Source organism: Phenylobacterium sp. (assembly GCF_016793285.1).
Classification (GTDB): Bacteria; Pseudomonadota; Alphaproteobacteria; order Caulobacterales; family Caulobacteraceae; genus Phenylobacterium.
The window spans coordinates 1-15620 of sequence record NZ_JAEUMO010000017.1 but is presented as its reverse complement, the minus strand read 5'-3'; the positions used below and the strand labels follow the sequence as shown (position 1 = coordinate 15620).

14 protein-coding genes are annotated in these 15620 nt (G+C 69.5%); 7 read left to right on the top strand and 7 right to left on the bottom strand.

From position 1 onward, the window contains the following. Positions 1–11: 11 nt before the first annotated feature. A complete protein-coding gene (gene ctaD, locus JNL41_RS02300) occupies positions 12–1688 on the bottom strand; it encodes a cytochrome c oxidase subunit I (RefSeq protein ID WP_293472652.1) in 1677 nt (558 codons plus the stop codon). Between the two features lie 19 nt (positions 1689–1707). Beyond that, on the bottom strand, positions 1708–2658 hold the full coding sequence (coxB, locus tag JNL41_RS02295; protein WP_293472651.1) for a cytochrome c oxidase subunit II: 951 nt from the start codon (positions 2656–2658) through the stop codon (positions 1708–1710). Between the two features lie 211 nt (positions 2659–2869). Between coxB and JNL41_RS02290 the strand changes: the two genes are divergently transcribed. Next, positions 2870–3238: a DUF3140 domain-containing protein gene (locus JNL41_RS02290; protein WP_293472650.1), complete on the top strand. Its 369-nt coding sequence runs from the start codon at positions 2870–2872 to the stop codon at positions 3236–3238. Here JNL41_RS02290 and JNL41_RS02285 read toward each other — a convergent pair. Further along, a complete protein-coding gene (locus JNL41_RS02285; RefSeq protein ID WP_293472649.1) occupies positions 3235–3756 on the bottom strand; it encodes a DUF1993 domain-containing protein in 522 nt (173 codons plus the stop codon). The genes JNL41_RS02290 and JNL41_RS02285 overlap by 4 nt on opposite strands. Positions 3757–3901: 145 nt before the next feature. Between JNL41_RS02285 and tldD the strand changes: the two genes are divergently transcribed. From tldD to JNL41_RS02265, 4 genes are all read left to right on the top strand, one after another. Continuing rightward, on the top strand, positions 3902–5332 hold the full coding sequence (tldD, locus tag JNL41_RS02280; protein WP_293472648.1) for a metalloprotease TldD: 1431 nt from the start codon (positions 3902–3904) through the stop codon (positions 5330–5332). Next, entirely contained in the window at positions 5329–5745 is a 417-nt protein-coding gene (locus JNL41_RS02275; protein WP_293472647.1) for a GFA family protein, read from the top strand. The genes tldD and JNL41_RS02275 overlap by 4 nt, the downstream gene beginning before the upstream one ends. A gap of 138 nt (positions 5746–5883) precedes the next feature. Beyond that, entirely contained in the window at positions 5884–7905 is a 2022-nt protein-coding gene (locus JNL41_RS02270) for a TonB-dependent receptor (protein ID WP_293472646.1), read from the top strand. Positions 7906–8007: 102 nt separating this feature from the next. Continuing rightward, on the top strand, positions 8008–10011 hold the full coding sequence (locus JNL41_RS02265; RefSeq protein ID WP_293472645.1) for a TonB-dependent receptor: 2004 nt from the start codon (positions 8008–8010) through the stop codon (positions 10009–10011). Positions 10012–10038: 27 nt separating this feature from the next. Here JNL41_RS02265 and JNL41_RS02260 read toward each other — a convergent pair whose 3' ends face one another. After that, positions 10039–11844 (bottom strand): oligopeptide:H+ symporter, encoded by a 1806-nt coding sequence (locus JNL41_RS02260; RefSeq protein ID WP_293472644.1) that lies wholly within the window; start codon positions 11842–11844, stop codon positions 10039–10041. Positions 11845–12040: 196 nt separating this feature from the next. Here JNL41_RS02260 and JNL41_RS02255 point away from each other — a divergent pair, with 196 nt between their 5' ends. Continuing rightward, positions 12041–12544 (top strand): DUF427 domain-containing protein, encoded by a 504-nt coding sequence (locus JNL41_RS02255; RefSeq protein ID WP_293472643.1) that lies wholly within the window; start codon positions 12041–12043, stop codon positions 12542–12544. A gap of 24 nt (positions 12545–12568) precedes the next feature. On the opposite strand, the gene JNL41_RS02250 is transcribed toward JNL41_RS02255, so the two are convergent. The 3 genes from JNL41_RS02250 to JNL41_RS02240 all read right to left on the bottom strand — a co-directional run bounded on the left by JNL41_RS02250 (position 12569) and on the right by JNL41_RS02240 (position 15377). After that, positions 12569–13063, bottom strand: coding sequence for a hypothetical protein (locus tag JNL41_RS02250; protein WP_293472642.1), 495 nt, complete (start codon positions 13061–13063; stop codon positions 12569–12571). A gap of 110 nt (positions 13064–13173) precedes the next feature. Next, complete coding sequence (locus JNL41_RS02245; RefSeq protein ID WP_293472641.1) at positions 13174–14529, bottom strand: glutamate--cysteine ligase; 1356 nt, start codon at positions 14527–14529, stop codon at positions 13174–13176. Positions 14530–14663: 134 nt separating this feature from the next. Then, positions 14664–15377 (bottom strand): 16S rRNA (uracil(1498)-N(3))-methyltransferase, encoded by a 714-nt coding sequence (locus tag JNL41_RS02240; protein ID WP_293472640.1) that lies wholly within the window; start codon positions 15375–15377, stop codon positions 14664–14666. Positions 15378–15424: 47 nt separating this feature from the next. Between JNL41_RS02240 and JNL41_RS02235 the strand changes: the two genes are divergently transcribed. Continuing rightward, positions 15425–15620: hypothetical protein (locus tag JNL41_RS02235; protein ID WP_293472639.1), on the top strand; the 196-nt coding region annotated here is incomplete at its 3' end.

The window sequence follows — 15620 nt, the reverse complement described above, 5'->3', positions numbered from 1 at the left end:
GGATCAGGCCCTTAGTGGTGCGCGTCGGGCTTGATGACCGGCAGTTCGTTGAACTGGTGGAACGGCGGCGGCGAGCTCAGCGTCCACTCCAGCGTCGTGGCGCCCTCGCCCCACGGGTTGGCTTCGGCCTTGCGGCGACGGATCGCCGCCTCGGCCAGAACCACCAGGAACACGCCCACGCCGGCCAGGGTGATGAGGTAGCCGAGCGACGAGATGTGGTTCCAGTAGGAGAAGCCTTCGGGATAGTCGATGTAGCGGCGCGGCATGCCCTGGAGGCCCAGGAAGTGCTGCGGGAAGAACACGAGGTTCACGCCCACGAACATGATCCAGAAGTGCAGCGAGCCGAGGAACTCGTTGTACTTCACGCCCCACATCTTCTCGAACCAGTAGTAGAAGCCCGCGAAGATCGCGAACACGGCGCCCAGCGACAGCACGTAGTGGAAGTGGGCCACCACGTAGTAGGTGTCGTGCAGGCTGTAGTCGATGCCGGCGTTGGCCAGCACCACGCCCGTGACGCCGCCCACGGTGAACAGGAAGATGAAGCCGATCGCCCACAGCATGGGCGTCTTGAAGTCGATCGAGCCGCCCCACATCGTGGCGATCCAGCTGAACACCTTCACGCCCGTCGGCACCGCGATGACCATCGTGGCGGCCACGAAGTAGGCGCGCAGCTCGATGCCCATGCCGACGGTGTACATGTGGTGCGCCCACACGACGAAGCCGATGAAGCCGATGGCGACCATCGCGTAGGCCATCGCCAGGTAGCCGAAGACCGGCTTGCGGCTGAAGGTCGAGACGATGTGCGAGATCATGCCGAACCCGGGCAGGATCAGGATGTACACTTCCGGGTGCCCGAAGAACCAGAACAGGTGCTGGAACATCACAGGGTCGCCGCCGCCCTGGGCGTCGAAGAAGTGGGTGTGGAAGTTGCGGTCGGTCAGCAGCATGGTGATCGCGCCGGCCAGCACGGGCAGCGAGAGCAGCAGCAGGAAGACCGTCACCAGGATCGACCACACGAACAGCGGCATCCGGTGGAGCGTCATGCCCGGCGCGCGCATGTTGAAGATCGTAGTGATGAAGTTGATCGCGCCCAGGATCGAGCTGGCGCCCGCGAGGTGGAGCGACAGGATCGCCAGGTCCATCGACGGGCCCGTGTGTCCCGACGTGGAGAGCGGCGGATAGACCGTCCAGCCGCCGCCGAAGCCGCGCCCCGGGCCGCCGTCGACGAACATCGACGTGAGCAACAGCACCCACGAAGCGACCAGCAGCCAGAACGAAATGTTGTTCATGCGCGGGAAGGCCATGTCGGGCGCGCCGATCATCAGCGGCACGAACCAGTTCCCGAACCCGCCGATCATGGCGGGCATGACCATGAAGAAGATCATGACCAGCGCGTGGCCCGTGACGACCACGTTGTAGCCGTGCTTGGAGGCCTCGATGATGCTGTGCCCGCCGATCTTGAGCTGCGAGAGCCAGGACCCTTCACGGAAGATCTGGATGCCCGGCTCGGCCAGTTCCCAGCGGATCAGGCCCGACAGCGCGCCGCCCACGATCCCGGCCATGATGGCGAACAGGATGTAGAGCGTCCCGATGTCCTTGTGGTTCGTCGACAGGAACCACCGGGTGAAGAACCCCGGCTTGTGGTCGTGGTCGTCGTGGTGGTCGTGAGCGGCGGCTTGTGTGGCCATCTTACGCGGATCCTGAAGCTTATTTCGCGGCCGGCGCCGGGGGCGCAGGCGTGGCGGCGGCAGGCGCGGCGGGCGCCTTCGTTTCGGGGGTCGCGGCCGGCGCAGCCGCCGCAGCCGGAGCGGCGGCGTCCGCAGCGGCGGGGGCCGCAGGCGCGGGCGGCGGAGCCTTCTTCGCCACCCAGGCGTCGAACTCGGCCTGGCTCACCACCCGGACCTCGATCGGCATGAACGCGTGGTCCACGCCGCAGAGTTCGCGGCAGTTGCCGTAGTAGGTGCCGATGCGGTCGGCCTTGAACCAGGTTTCGTTCAGGCGGCCGGGGATCGCGTCGGTGATGACGCCGAACGACGGCACCGCGAAGGCGTGGATCACGTCGGCGCCGGTCACCTGGACGCGGACCACCTTGTTCACCGGCACCACCAGCGGCTCGGTCACCGCCAGCCTGTAGGGCTCGCCCTTCGCCTTGGCCTGGTCTTCCGGCAGGACGTTGGAGACGAACTCGCCGATCTTCTGGTCGGGGTACTCGTAGCCCCAGTACCACTGGTAGCCGGTCGCCTTGATCGTCAGGTCCGGCTTCGGCATGTCGTTGTAGGCGAACAGCAGCCGGAACGAGAAGATCGCGATCACCATCAGGATCAGCACCGGGATCAAGGTCCAGGCGACCTCGAGGGCGGTGTTGTGGCTGAACCGCGCCGGCGTCGGATTGGCGCGCTTGTTGAACCGCACCACCACGATGATCAGCAGAAGCAGCACGAACAGCGTGATGAACGTGATGATCGGCATCAGGATCACGTTGTGGAACCAGATGGCGTCCTCACGCAGCGGGGTCACGCCCGGCTGCAGGTCGATCGCCTTGTCCGTCGGCTGCCCGAACTGATCGGCAGCCATCGCCGCCGCACCCCAGAACGCCGTCGCCGCGCCCGCGAGGGCGCCTGCCGCCCGCGTCCGCCATCCCTGAAAGCTCGACTTCATGTCCCCTCGGTCTGCTTGAACCGTCGACGCCCCGCGAGGCACGGGCGAATCTGCCGCCGGCTCCCAAGAACAGGACGCGCGGACGCACTTTCGCGACGCCCGGTTCGCCCCTTCGCCGGGGTCCATACGCGCATCCCAAAGGCTTGCCAAGGCGTTCGGAGCGCCTAACGAGACGCAGACGGCCAACCCCCGTTCGACGAAGGCCCGCCCGATGCACCTGAGCCCCGACGAAGAGCACGCCATCCGCCAGGAATTCGATCGCCTGACGAACCTTTCGCAGCGCGAGCTGCGGGCCTGGCTGGAGACGGCGCAGAGCCGGAACGTGGGCTTCGTGAGGAAGGGCGAGACCGAATCGGTCGGCCGGCAGTCGGCGCGGAAGATCCTGACGATCCGCGACACCGACGTCGCCGACCTGACCGACGCCGACTACCGGCACATGAAGAAGGTGATCGGCTACTGCCGCCGCCACCTCGCCCAGCGGCCCCAGGCCTGGAGGACGGGCGGCGACGTCACCGACACCCGCTGGCGCTGGAGCCTCATGAACTGGGGCCACGACCCGCTGAGGAAGACTTTGCCTTAGGCGGCGACCGCCTGCGATCCGTTCAGGAAGTCCATCTTGCCCAGCGGCACGCCCCGGGCCCGCAGCAGGCCGTAGGCCATGGTCACGTGGAACATGAAGTTCGGCAGCGCGAACAGCGCCAGGAAATCACGGCCGGAGAAGCTGAGCGTGCGGCCCGGAAGCGGAATCTCGATGGTCGCCTCTTCGCGCCCGTCGACCTGCTCGCGCTTCACGCCCTCGACGAAGGCGATGGTCCTGGCGACACGCGCCTTGACCTCGGCCCAGGTGGTCTCGGTATCGGGGAAGCTGGGCGGGGTCACGCCGGCGAGGCGCGCCGCGCCGCTCTTGGCCGCGTCGCTGGCGAGCTGCACCTGGTTGGTCAGCGGATGCATGTCGGGCGCGAGCCGCGCGTCCAGGTAGCTCTGCGGATCGACGCCCGCGGCCTTCGCATGCGCCTCGGCCTTCTCGAGGATGGCCGCGAGGTTCTTCAGCATGTGCAGGTAGACCGGGATCGAGGCGTCGAACAGGGAATAGGCCATCGCGGGGCGTCTCCGACTTGGATGTTGAGCGGCTGAGATAGGGGCCGGCGTCCGCAGCCGCCAGCCCGCGAACCTCCCCCGTCGCGTTGGGGCAGCTTCATCGGCGGCGCTGGTCTCGCCGCCGCCGGGCGCCTATGTTCCGGCCATGAACGCGCCCGTCCCTGCTCCCTCGATCCTCGACTCCGTCGGCGTCGATCCCGCCCGCGCCCAGGATATCCTCGGCGACGCGCTGGCCGGAGCCGACGACGGCGAGCTGTTCGTCGAACGCTCCGAGAGCGAATCCTTCCTGTTCGACGACGGCCGGCTGAAATCCGCCGCCTATGATTCGACCGAGGGCTTCGGCCTGCGCGTCGTGGCGGGCGAGACCGCCGGCTACGCCCACGCCTCGGAGATCAGCGAGGCCGCGATCCGCCGCGCCGCCGATTCGGCCAAGCTGGCCAAGCGCGGCTACGCCGGGACCGCCGCCGAGGCGCCGCGCGCCACCAACGCCAAGCTCTACGGCGAGGACAACCCGCTGGCCTCGCCCGAGTTCTCCGACAAGGTCGCCCTGCTCCAGGAGATCGACGCCTGGGCCCGCGCCCGCGACCCGCGCATCGTGCAGGTGATGGCCTCCATCGCCGGCGAGCGCCGCACGGTGGAGATCCTGCGCGCCGACGGCCGGCTGATCCGCGACGTGCGGCCGCTCTGCCGCATCAACGTGCAGGTGACCGTCGAGCGCGACGGCCGTCGCGAGCAGGGCTACACCGGCGCCGGCGGACGCGCCGGCTTCGAGGCCTGGATCAGCCCCGACAAGTGGCAGGCCCAGATCGACGAGGCGCTGCGCCAGGCGCTGACCAACCTCGACGCCGTCCCCTGCCCGGCCGGCGAGATGGACGTGGTGCTGGGCCCCGGCTGGAACGGCGTGCTGCTGCACGAGGCCGTCGGCCACGGCCTGGAAGGCGACTTCAACCGCAAGGGCACCTCGGCCTTCTCGGGCAAGATCGGCGAGCGGGTGGCCGCGCCCGGCGTCACCGTCTTCGACGACGGCACGATCCTGAACCGCCGCGGCTCCCTCACCGTCGACGACGAGGGCACGCCGACCGAGCGCACCGTCCTGATCGAGGACGGCATCCTCGTCGGCTATATGCACGACCGGATGAGCGCGCGGCTGATGGGCATGACCCCGACGGGCAATGCGCGCCGCCAGTCCTACGCCCACATGCCCATGCCGCGGATGACCAACACCGCCATGCTCGGCGGCGACCACAAGCGCGAGGAGATGATCGCGTCCACGAAGAAGGGCCTCTACTGCGCCAACTTCGGCGGGGGCCAGGTCGACATCACCAGCGGCAAGTTCGTCTTCCAATGCACCGAGGCCTACCTGATCGAGGACGGGAAGGTCACGGTCCCGGTGAAGGGCGCGACCCTGATCGGCGACGGCCCCTCGGCGCTGACCCGCGTCACCATGATCGGCGACGACTTCGACTTCGACCCGGGTGTCGGCGTCTGCGGCAAGTCGGGCCAGAGCGTGCCCGTGGGCGTGGGCCAGCCCTCGCTGAAGATCACCGGCCTGACGGTCGGCGGCACCGCCGTATGAGCGAGGCGGCCGGCTTCGTCGCCACCGGCGGCTGCCTCTGCGGGGCGGTGAGGTTCGGGCTGAAGGAGAAGCTCGCGCCGGTGGGCTTCTGCCACTGCTCCAGGTGTCGGCGCGTCTCGGGCGTCGGCTCGAACGCCGTGCTCAACGTGCGCCGCGACCGCTTCGCGTGGATCTCCGGCGAGGACGACGTCCAGGTCTACGCCACGGCCGAGGGCTGGAAGAGCCTGTTCTGCAAGACCTGTGGCTGCCCCGTCCCGCACATACTGTCGGATGGCCTGCGGGTCCTGGTGCCCGCCGGCGCGCTGGACGGCGACCCCGACCTCGCCCGCTCGGGGCACATCTTCGTGGGCTCCAAGGCGCGCTGGGAGGTCATCGGCGACGATTCCCCGCAATTCGACGAGTGGCCGACCTGAGTCGGGCGCCAGCGAAGGGCTTTGGGCGATCCCCTGGCGGGCGGCGATTCTGTCTCCGATTTAACCCACCTTACGGCCATTTAACTCGCTGGCGCCGCGACCGCGGGTCCACCTCTCCCGGCAGTTGGGAGAGAGCTTATGTCGCTGATTCATATGCTGGCGCAGGCGGCCGTCGCCGCCACGCCGGAAGCGGCCGTCCATCAGGGCGTCTCGAGCTACGGGGCGCAGTTCTTCCAGGGCCAGCAGGTCGCCAACGCCTACGAGATGCTGCAGCGGATTCCCGGCTTCCAGCTCGACACCGGCGATTCGGTGCGCGGCTACGAGGGCGCCGCCGGCAACGTCGTCATCGACGGACAGCGCCCGTCGACCAAGACCGACAGCCTCGACCAGATCCTCGGCCGCATCCCTGTCGCCCAGGTCGAGCGCATCGACATCGTCCGCGGCGGCGCCCCCGGCATCGACATGCAGGGCAAGACCGTCATCGCCAACGTCGTGCGCAAGCAGGGGGCCAGCTTCCGCGGCCTCTTCGCCATCGCCAACGACCACCTCTGGGACGGCCGCAACATGCACGGGATGCGCCTCGAACTCTCGGGCGGCGACGGCGTGCGCACCTGGGAGGCGATGGCCCGCTACGGCTACGGCAACGACGACGGCGGCGAGTTCGGACCGCTGGTCCGGATCGCGCCCGACGGCACGGTCCTGCGTCGCGCCCGGGTGAAGAACGAGAGCGACGGCCTGCAGCAGTTCGTCACCGGCGCCTACTCCCAGCCGCTGGCCGGCGGCCGCATCGCCGTGAACGGCCGGCTGTTCTGGAATAGCTGGAAGTCCGAGGAGACCGACCGCTACAGCCTGCCCGTCAACCTGGGCGTCGCCAGCTCCACCGATCCCTACGACGAGTTCCAGTCCGAGGCCGGCGCCCGCTTCACCCGCGACTTCGGCGCCCGGACCAAGCTCGAGCTGGTCGGCCTGCGCACCGACTACGACTACCACGGCTTCTCGCTCTTCACCTTCGGCGGCGACACCTCGGAATTCCGCAGCCGGCGCGACACCAGCGAGACGATCGGGCGCGCCGTGCTGAAGCACCAGCGCTCGCCGTCGCTGTCCTTCGAGGTCGGCGGCGAGGGCGCGCTGAACAAGCTCGACACCCACGCCCAGAACCTGGAGAACGGCGTCGACACGCCGCTCCCCGCCGCCGACGTGAAGGTCGAGGAGACCCGCGGCGAGGTCTTCGCCAAGGCCACCTGGCGACCCGCCCCGCCGTGGACGGTGGACGCGGGCCTGCGCTTCGAGGCCTCGAAGATCTCGTCCGCCGGCGACGTGGCGCTGGAGAAGCGGCTCCAGTTCCTGAAGCCCCGCCTGGCGGTGAGCTGGGAGCCCGTGAAGGACACCCAGCTCCGCGTCCGCGTCGAGCGCGAGGTGGGCCAGCTCGACTTCGACGACTTCGTCGCCGGCTCCGACTTCGCCCAGGGCACGGGCGTCTCGGCCGGCAATCCCGACCTCGACCCGCAGCAGGCCTGGGTGGGCGAAGTCGCCCTGGAGCAGCGCTTCTGGGGCGCCGGCGCGCTCACCGTCACCTTCCGCCACTCCGAGCTGAAGGACGCCATCGACCGCGGCCCGGTCTTCCTGCCCGGCGGCCAGGTGTTCGACCAGCCGACCAACATCGGCGACGGGACCAAGGACGAGCTGGTCCTGAACCTCAACCTGCCCAGCGACCGCTTCGGCTGGAAGGGCGGTCTGCTCCGCGGCGAACTGAACCGGCGCTGGTCGAAGGTCACCGACCCGACGACGCTCACCACCCGCCACATCTCCCGCCTGCGGCCGCTGGAATGGAGCGTCAACTTCAGCCAGGACCTGCCGCAGTACCGCGCGAGCCTCGGGTTCGACCTCTATTCCGGCTGGAGCCAGGAGTCGTTCCGCTACAACTTCATCTCGGACGTGAAGCTGCACAACGCCTACCTGATCGTCTTCGCCGAGCGGAAGCTGACGCCCGACCTGACGCTCCGTGTCGAGATGCGCAACGCCGCCGAGCGCGGCATCCGCATCGCCACCAAGATCTACGACGGCCCCCGCTCGACCGCACCGCTCCTCTTCACCGACGACCGCGACCTGACGCCGGGCCGCAGCTTCTACTTCCGCCTGCGCAAGACCTTCGGAGGCTGATGTGGGCGCCGGAAAGATTTCCGCGATTTAATCCACGTTACGGGCATTTAACTCGCCCCGAATAACGGCGACGGGCCAGGCTCCGCGCCAAGGGAGAGTTCCATGCTTTTTTACGTCCTCGCGCAGGCGGCGGTCGCCGCTGCGCCTGCGGCTGGCCCACAGCAGGGGGCCATCACCTATCCCGCGAGCTTCTTCGCCCCGTACTCGCCGGCGAACGCGATGGAGATGGTGGACCGCATCCCCGGCTTCACCTTCGATTCGGGGTCGAACGCCCGCGGCTACGAAGGCTCGGCCGGCAACGTGCTGATCGACGGCGCGCGCCCCGCGACCAAGACCGACGACCTGGAACAGATCCTGCGCCGCCTGCCGGCCGGCGCCGTCGAGCGCATCGACATCGTCCGCGGCGGCGCCCCCGGCATCGACATGCAGGGCAAGACCGTCATCGCCAACGTCGTCAAGAAGGCGGGCGGCGGCGCCCGCCTGCTCGTCGCCGCCTCCCAGAACCACACGAAGGACGGCCGCACCCTGCTGGCCTCGCGCGTCGAGGCCTCGGGCTCGCTCGGCCAGGCGCGCTGGGAACTGGGCAGCTTCTTCGGGAAGGGTCAGGACGACGGCTTCGGCGACGGCCCCGGCCAGCGGATCGACCGCAACGGCGCGGTCACGCCGGTTCGCGTCCGCGGCGAAGGCGACTCCCTGCAGGGCTATGTGACCGGCGCCTTCGAGACGCCGCTGGCCGGCGGGAAGCTCAAGCTCAACGGCCGCTACTACAAGGACAAGTACAAGGGCGAGGAGACCGATATCGTCGGCGTCACGGCCCCGCTGACCGAGGTCGGGATCGACGTCTTCCGCCGCGAGGACAGCGAGATCGGCGCGAACTACACCCGCGCGCTCGGCGCCCGCACGACCCTGGAGCTGGTGGCGCTGCGCACCGACCGCGAGCGCCCGATCCTGTCGGTGTTCTTCGACGCGGACCGCTCGGTCTTCGACCTCAGCCGGGAGTCGAGCGAAACGATCGGCCGCGCCGTGGCCAAGCACCGCTTCAGCGACAGGCTGTCGTTCGAAGTCGGCGCCGAGACGGCGATCAACGAGCTGAACAGCGAGACGCGCCTGACCGTGAACGGCGCGGCGATCCCGCTGCCGGCGGGCTCCGTGCAGGTGGAGGAGGACCGCAGCGAGGTCTTCCTGAAGAGCGCCTGGCGCCCCGCCGCCGGCTGGACCGTGGACGCCAGCGTCCGCCTGGAGCGCTCGAAGCTCGAGTCGGACGGCGACGTCGTGCTGGAGAAGACGCTCAGCTACGTGAAGCCGCGCGTCGCGGTCGCCTGGGACGTGCTGCCCAGCACCCAGGTCCGGGTGCGCCTCGAGCGCGAGGTCGGCCAGCTCAACTTCGACGACTTCGTCGCCAACGCCAGCCTGAACAGCGACGCCGGCGTGTCGGCCGGCAATCCCGACCTCGATCCGGGGCAGGCGTGGGTCGCCGAGGCCGCCGTCGAGCAGCGGTTCTGGGACAAGGGTTCGCTCACCCTCACCTTCCGCCACTACGAGCTGAAGGACGCCGTCGACCGAGGCCCGGTGACGGCCAGCGACGGGTCGATCTTCGACCGCCCCGCGAACATCGGCGACGGGACCAAGGATGAGCTCGCGCTCGAATACAACGTGCCCCTGGACCGCGTCGGCCTGAAGGGCGCGACGCTGCGCGGCGACGTCACCCGCCGCTGGACCGACGTCACCGACCCGACGACGCGGACCTCGCGCGAGATCTCCGAGCTTCACCCCGTCGACTGGAACCTGAACTTCACCCAGGACCTGGCGGCCGGGAAGCTGAGCTGGGGCGTCAACGCCTTCGGTGGCTGGCGCGAGACGTCCTACCGCTACAACCTGATCCAGACCACCAAGCTGCGCACCTTCGTCCAGCCGTTCGTCGAGTGGCGGCCCCAGCCGGACCTCAACATCCGCTTCGAGCTGGAGAACGCCACCGCGCGCGGCCTCCACCGCACGGTCTACGCGTATGCGGCGCCGCGCAACGCGCCGGGCGCACCCGCGATCGACGACCGCCTCTACGAGTCGGGCCGCAGCCTCTACTTCCGCGTCCGCAAGACGTTCGGCTGAGGAGGCCGGCCGCCCCGACCGGGGCGGCTACACGCGGCTGGTGGTCGGCTGCTCGCCGTCCACCGTCGGCGCGATCACCGCGGGCTCCTGCGGCTGGTCCACGCCGTGGGCCCAGCCCTTGATCACGAAGCTGAGGGCCACGAACACCACGCCGCAGCCGACGCCCGCCCAGCCCAGCTTGTTGAAGCCGTCCAGCGACGTCGCCAGCGCCGCGGCCGGGTCGAGCACCTGGCCGCCGACCGTCTCGGTTCCCATCAGCCCCGCGATGCGGCCGCCGACGAACTGGGCGATGGACGAGGCCAGGAACCAGACCGCCATCATGAACGAGACCACCTTGGCCACGCTGAGCTTGGTGATCTGCGACAGGCCCACCGGCGACAGGAAGAGCTCGCCGGTCGTGTGCAGCAGGTAGAGGAGGCCCAGCATGTAGAGCGGCATCTTGTACTCGACGGCCAGCCCCTGCGTCCAAACCACCACCAGGAAGCCCAGGCCCACCTGCAGGAGGCCGAGGCCGAAGGTGAGCGTCGGGTTGGGGTTGCGCCCGCGGCGGCCCAGGTAGGCCCACATCGCCGCGAAGACCGGCGCGAAGATCAGGATGAAGCCCGCGTTGAACGACTGGGTCTGGGCCGCCGTGATCCCCATCAGGTCGACGCTGTTGGCGGCGAACAGGTTGAGCGACGTGCCGGCCTGTTCGAACAGGGTGAAGAAGACCACCGAACCGAACACGAGCACGAGCGCCAGCATCATCCGCTCGCGCTCGACCTTGTCGCACTGGCTGACCATGAACCAGACGACGAAGGCGAGGGAGGCGAGGATCGACGCCGCCAGCGCCCAGCCGACCAGGTCGTTGCTCTGCACCAGGAACCAAACCGGGATCACGCCCAGGACACCGCCGAGGTAGATCAGCCCTTCGCGGGTGAGCGGCCCCGCGACCCTGGCCTTCAGCAGCTCGGGATCGGGCGGCTCGCCCTTGCCCTCGAGGTGCTTCTTGCCCAGCACGAAGACGACGAAGCCCGCGGCCATGCCCACGCCGGCGAGGCCGAAGCCGGCCCACCATCCCAGCGTCTGGCCCAGGTAGCCGCACAGCACCGCGGCCCAGAACGCCCCGAGGTTGATGCCGTAGTAGTAGAGGGTGAAGCCGGAATCCCGCCGGGGATCGCCCTGCGGATAGAGCTGGCCGACGATGGTGGAGATGTTCGGCTTCAGGAAGCCGACGCCCATGATGATGAGCGAGACCGCCAGGTAGAAGGCGTTCTTGCCGAACGCGTCGACGTCCTTCTTCAGCTCGTATGAGCCCTTCGGCAGCGCGGCCGGCAGCGGCGCGCCCGCCGGCAGGTTCTTGATCTCGAACGCGCCCTCGGGGCTGGCGCCGAAGTCGTAGGCCTGGCCGGCCACCACGATCTTCGCGGTCCGCGCCTCCATCCGGCCTTCGATGGCGATGGGATAGGCCTGGCCCGCGTAGGTCAGCGTCTGGGTCGCCGGGCGGCCCTCCACCGCCATGGTCAGGTGGCCCGCCACCAGCAGCAGCGCGCCGAACGCCACCGCCTTGCGGGTGCCGAGCCAGCGGTCGGCCAGCAGCCCGCCCAGCAGCGGCAGCAGGTACACCAGGCTGGTGTACGACCCGTACTGGTTGCTCGCGTCGCCCTGTTCGAAGAGCAGGTGCTGGGTGAGGTAGAAGATCAGGATCCCGCGCATGCCGTAGTAGGAGAACCGCTCCCACATCTCGGCGAAGAACAGGATCAGCAGGCCGCGCGGGTGGTTCCGCAGCATCTGCATGAGGACGGGCAGTCCGGTGACGAGCGTCACCACGATGCCGAGGACGATGATCAACATCTTGCGGGGTTTCCGGTTTTCCCTGATCGCAGGCGGGCGGACGCTCCCTCCCCCGGCGGACAATTCGGCGCGAGAAAATCACGCGTCTGTCACACGCACAAGCAACCGCCTGCCCTGGCGCGCGCCGGCGGATCGTCGCCATATGCCGCGCAGCCCGATCGCGCCCGGCGCGTTGAGCCCTCAGGAGGCGCCCGCCATGAAGATTCCCGGTCCCGACCATCCCATCCATATCCGCGCCGCCGACCGGCGGTGGCGTGCGAGGTTCGAAGGCCATGTGATCGCCGACAGCGCCGGCGCCCTGGTCCTGAAGGAAAGCACCTATCCCGAGGTGATCTACTTCCCGCGGGACGACGTCTCGATGGAGTACCTCTCGCGCACGACCCACAGCACGCACTGCCCCTACAAGGGCGACGCCAGCTACTATTCGCTGCTGATGGACGGACGTCTCGAGGAGAACGCCGTCTGGACCTACGAGCAGCCCTACCCGGCGATGCAGGCCATCGACGGCTACCTCGCCTTCTATGCCGACAGGGTGGAGCTCTACGAGGTCGACGACGCCGCGGTGAACCCGCGCCACGTCCCGGGCGGCGAAACCGTGGACGAGGTCGTCCAGCACACCGACGCCGGCGACGGCCACGCCCAGCGCGAGCACTGGCGGCCCACGGAGCGGACGCCCGACGTCGAAGGCGGGGTGCGGTAGGCCACCCCACCTGGGCGGGTCTGGTCAGCCCTGCGGAACCGCCTGCGTCTGCGCCAGCCGCCAGCCGGTGTAGGCTTCCTCGTTGGTGACCTCGCGCACGCACCAGTCGGGCACGTCGAACGACATGGCGGCCATGCGGTTGGTCGCCTCGCACTCGGCGGTGACCAGCCCGTCGTGCGGGCCCTCGAACATGTCGATCGTGAAGGCGCCCACCTTGTGCCGGCGCTTAACCACCCGCTTGCCGGGCAGGGTGTTCAGCGCGTGGTACTCCTCGCCCGCCAGGTAGAGGTTGGTCATCGGGCCGATCAGCGGGTTGTCGGGCGCATACTTCTTGGCGAGCTTGAACTCCTGCTCGCCCCCGGGAAGCGTGATCCGCCGCAGCCGGAGGCGACCGTTGTCGATGTAGAGGTCCTCGATCAGGCGCGCGTCGGCGTCCTCGAGCGCCGGCAGGCGGCTCTCGTCCACGAGGAACCGCCGTTCGGCGACCCAGTGCGCATATTTCGGCAGCTTGACGGGCATCACGTGCCTCGTGGGGGGCGGGAACGTCGCGAGGACCCTCGCCAGACCCGACGCTCATCGTCAAGCGTCAGCCCGCCGAAAGCGGCAGTCCCCGTGTCGAAAGTCGCCGCTCAGTACGCGAGGTCGCCGAAGACGCGGCTGGCGTCGCCCTTCCAGGCCCCGTGGTAGAGCTCCAGCAGGCGCTCGGCGGGCGTGACGCCGCTGTCGGCGATCTGCTCCAGCTCCGACAGGTAGTTGCTTTCGTCCACGAGGCCGGCCGACAGGCGGTTGCGGTTCTTCAGGCCCGACTTGGCGATCGCCACCATGTCCTTCGCCACGTCCTGCACGCTGCGGCCGGCGATCTCGGCCTTCAGGCCGCGCCGCGCCACGTCGGCGCGCAGGCGCTCGTGGTCCTCGATCTTCCAGTGCTTGCAGAGGTCCCAGGCCGCGGCCAGCGCCGGGGCGTCGTAGAACACGCCCATCCACAGCGCCGGCAGCGCGCAGAGCCGGCTCCACGGCCCGGCGTCGGCGCCCCGCATCTCCAGGTACTTCTTGAGCCGCACCTCGGGGAAGATCGTGGTGGTGTGGTCGGCCCAGTCCTTGATCGTCGGCCGCTCGCCCGGCAGTTCGGGCAGGGCGCCGTCCATGAAGTCGATGAACGAGCGCCCGGCCACGTCGATGTACCTGCCGTCGCGCTTCACGAAGTACATCGGCACGTCCAGCGCGTAGCGCGCGTAGGCCTCGAAGCCGAAGCCGTCCCGGAACACGAAGTCCAGCATGCCGGTGCGGTCGGCGTCGGTGTCTGTCCACACGTTCGCCCGCGACGAGACGAAGCCCGACGGCTTGCCCTCGACGAACGGCGAGTTGGCGAAGAGCGCGGTGGCGATCGGCTGCAGGGCCAGGCTGGTGCGGAACTTCGCGACCATGTCGGCCTCGTCGGCGAAGTCGAGGTTCGCCTGCACCGTGCAGGTGCGGAACATCATGTCGAGGCCGAGCTTGCCGACCTTGGGCATGTACTCCCGCATGATCTTGTAGCGGCCCTTGGGCATCACCGGGATCTGGTCGCGCCGCCAGACCGGCGTGAATCCCAGCCCCAGGAAGCCCAGGCCCAGTTCGTCGGCGACCTGCTTCACCTCGCTGAGGTGCTGGCCGGTCTCCTCGCAGATGTCATGCACGGTGTCGAGCGGCGCGCCCGACAGCTCGAACTGCCCGCCCGGCTCCAGGCTGACGTTGGCCATGCCGCGCTCCAGCGCGATGACGTTGTCGCCCTCGTAGACCGGCGTCCAGCCGAAGCGGGTGAGCCCGTCCAGCAGCGCCTTGATGCCCCGCGGCTCATAGGGAACGGGCGAGTTGTCGGCGATCCGGAAGACGAACTTCTCGTGCTCGGCGCCACATCGCCACTCGCTGGCGGGCTTGGCCCCGTCCGCCATCCAGCGGACCAGGTCTTCGAAAACCAGCGGACGGTCGTCGCAGGCGGCCTCGGCCATTCGTATCCTCCAAGGCCCCAACGCCGTGGCGGCGGGCAGAGGTCCCGCGGCCGCGCATCTTTACGCCGCCAAGATAGGTGGGCGCAATTCCAGGAAGCTCAAGGGCGGCATAAGCTCAGCTTCAAGCGTCCGGCTCAACGCCAGTCGCCCACCGCCGCCTGCCAGAGCGTGAGCGCGGCGATCGCGGCGGTGTCGGCCCGCAGGATCCGCGGTCCCAGCGTCGCCGGCGTGGCGTAGGGCAGCGCCCGCAGCGTCGCCCGCTCCCTCGGCGAGAACCCGCCCTCGGGCCCGATCAGGACCGCCCACGGCCCGCCGGCGTCGGCCGCCCGCAGCACCGGCTCGGCATCGCCGGCCTCGTCGCAGAACAGCAGCCTGCGCCCGGCGTCCCAGTCCGCCAGCATCGCGTCCAGCTTCACCGGCTCCAGCACCTGCGGCACGTCCAGCCGCCCGGTCTGCTCGGACGCCTCGGCCGCGATGGCCCGCAGCCGGTCGACCCGCGTGTGGTCGGCGTTGGTGCGCTCGGTGATCACCGGCCGCACGCGCCGCGCGCCCAGCTCGGCGGCCTTCTCCACGATCGTCTCCAGCCGCGCCCGCTTCACCAGCGCGATCGCCAGGTCCAGGTCCGGCCCCGCCGCCTGCGGCCGCGTCTGCGCCTGCGCCTCCAGCGCCACCGCGCGCTTGCCGACGCCCGTCACGACCGCGCGCCACTCGCCGTCGCGGCCGTTGAACACGGCCAGCGCGTCGCCCACGCCCAGCCGCATCACCGCGGCCAGGTAACGGCTCTGGCCCTCGTCGAGGTCGAGGCGCGCGCCGGCGGCGAGATCGTGCGGGATGAACAGGCGGATCATCGGCGCGTTCTAGCGCGGCCTTGTCTTCGTCGCACGGGGGACGCCAGATGGCCGGCCACATGCCCGGAACGCGCCTGCCCATCGCCGCCCTGTCCTTCGCCCTGCTCGCCGGCTGCGCAGGCGCCGGCGCCGCGCCCCCGGCGACGCCGGCCGATGCGTCCTGCTCGGTCAGCGTCCAGTTCGGCAGCTACTGCTGCGGCGTCGACGGCGAGACCAGGGCCGCGGTCGATCGCTATCTCGCCT

Bases quoted from the DNA above. Each gene is read 5' to 3' on its own strand.
- ctaD (WP_293472652.1), bottom strand. From the start codon at position 1,688: ATGGCCACACAAGCCGCCGCTCACGACCACCACGACGACCACGACCAC.
- coxB (WP_293472651.1), bottom strand. From the start codon at position 2,658: ATGAAGTCGAGCTTTCAGGGATGGCGGACGCGGGCGGCAGGCGCCCTC.
- JNL41_RS02290 (WP_293472650.1), top strand. From the start codon at position 2,870: ATGCACCTGAGCCCCGACGAAGAGCACGCCATCCGCCAGGAATTCGAT.
- JNL41_RS02285 (WP_293472649.1), bottom strand. From the start codon at position 3,756: ATGGCCTATTCCCTGTTCGACGCCTCGATCCCGGTCTACCTGCACATG.
- tldD (WP_293472648.1), top strand. From the start codon at position 3,902: ATGAACGCGCCCGTCCCTGCTCCCTCGATCCTCGACTCCGTCGGCGTC.
- JNL41_RS02275 (WP_293472647.1), top strand. From the start codon at position 5,329: ATGAGCGAGGCGGCCGGCTTCGTCGCCACCGGCGGCTGCCTCTGCGGG.
- JNL41_RS02270 (WP_293472646.1), top strand. From the start codon at position 5,884: ATGTCGCTGATTCATATGCTGGCGCAGGCGGCCGTCGCCGCCACGCCG.
- JNL41_RS02265 (WP_293472645.1), top strand. From the start codon at position 8,008: ATGCTTTTTTACGTCCTCGCGCAGGCGGCGGTCGCCGCTGCGCCTGCG.
- JNL41_RS02260 (WP_293472644.1), bottom strand. From the start codon at position 11,844: ATGTTGATCATCGTCCTCGGCATCGTGGTGACGCTCGTCACCGGACTG.
- JNL41_RS02255 (WP_293472643.1), top strand. From the start codon at position 12,041: ATGAAGATTCCCGGTCCCGACCATCCCATCCATATCCGCGCCGCCGAC.
- JNL41_RS02250 (WP_293472642.1), bottom strand. From the start codon at position 13,063: ATGCCCGTCAAGCTGCCGAAATATGCGCACTGGGTCGCCGAACGGCGG.
- JNL41_RS02245 (WP_293472641.1), bottom strand. From the start codon at position 14,529: ATGGCCGAGGCCGCCTGCGACGACCGTCCGCTGGTTTTCGAAGACCTG.
- JNL41_RS02240 (WP_293472640.1), bottom strand. From the start codon at position 15,377: ATGATCCGCCTGTTCATCCCGCACGATCTCGCCGCCGGCGCGCGCCTC.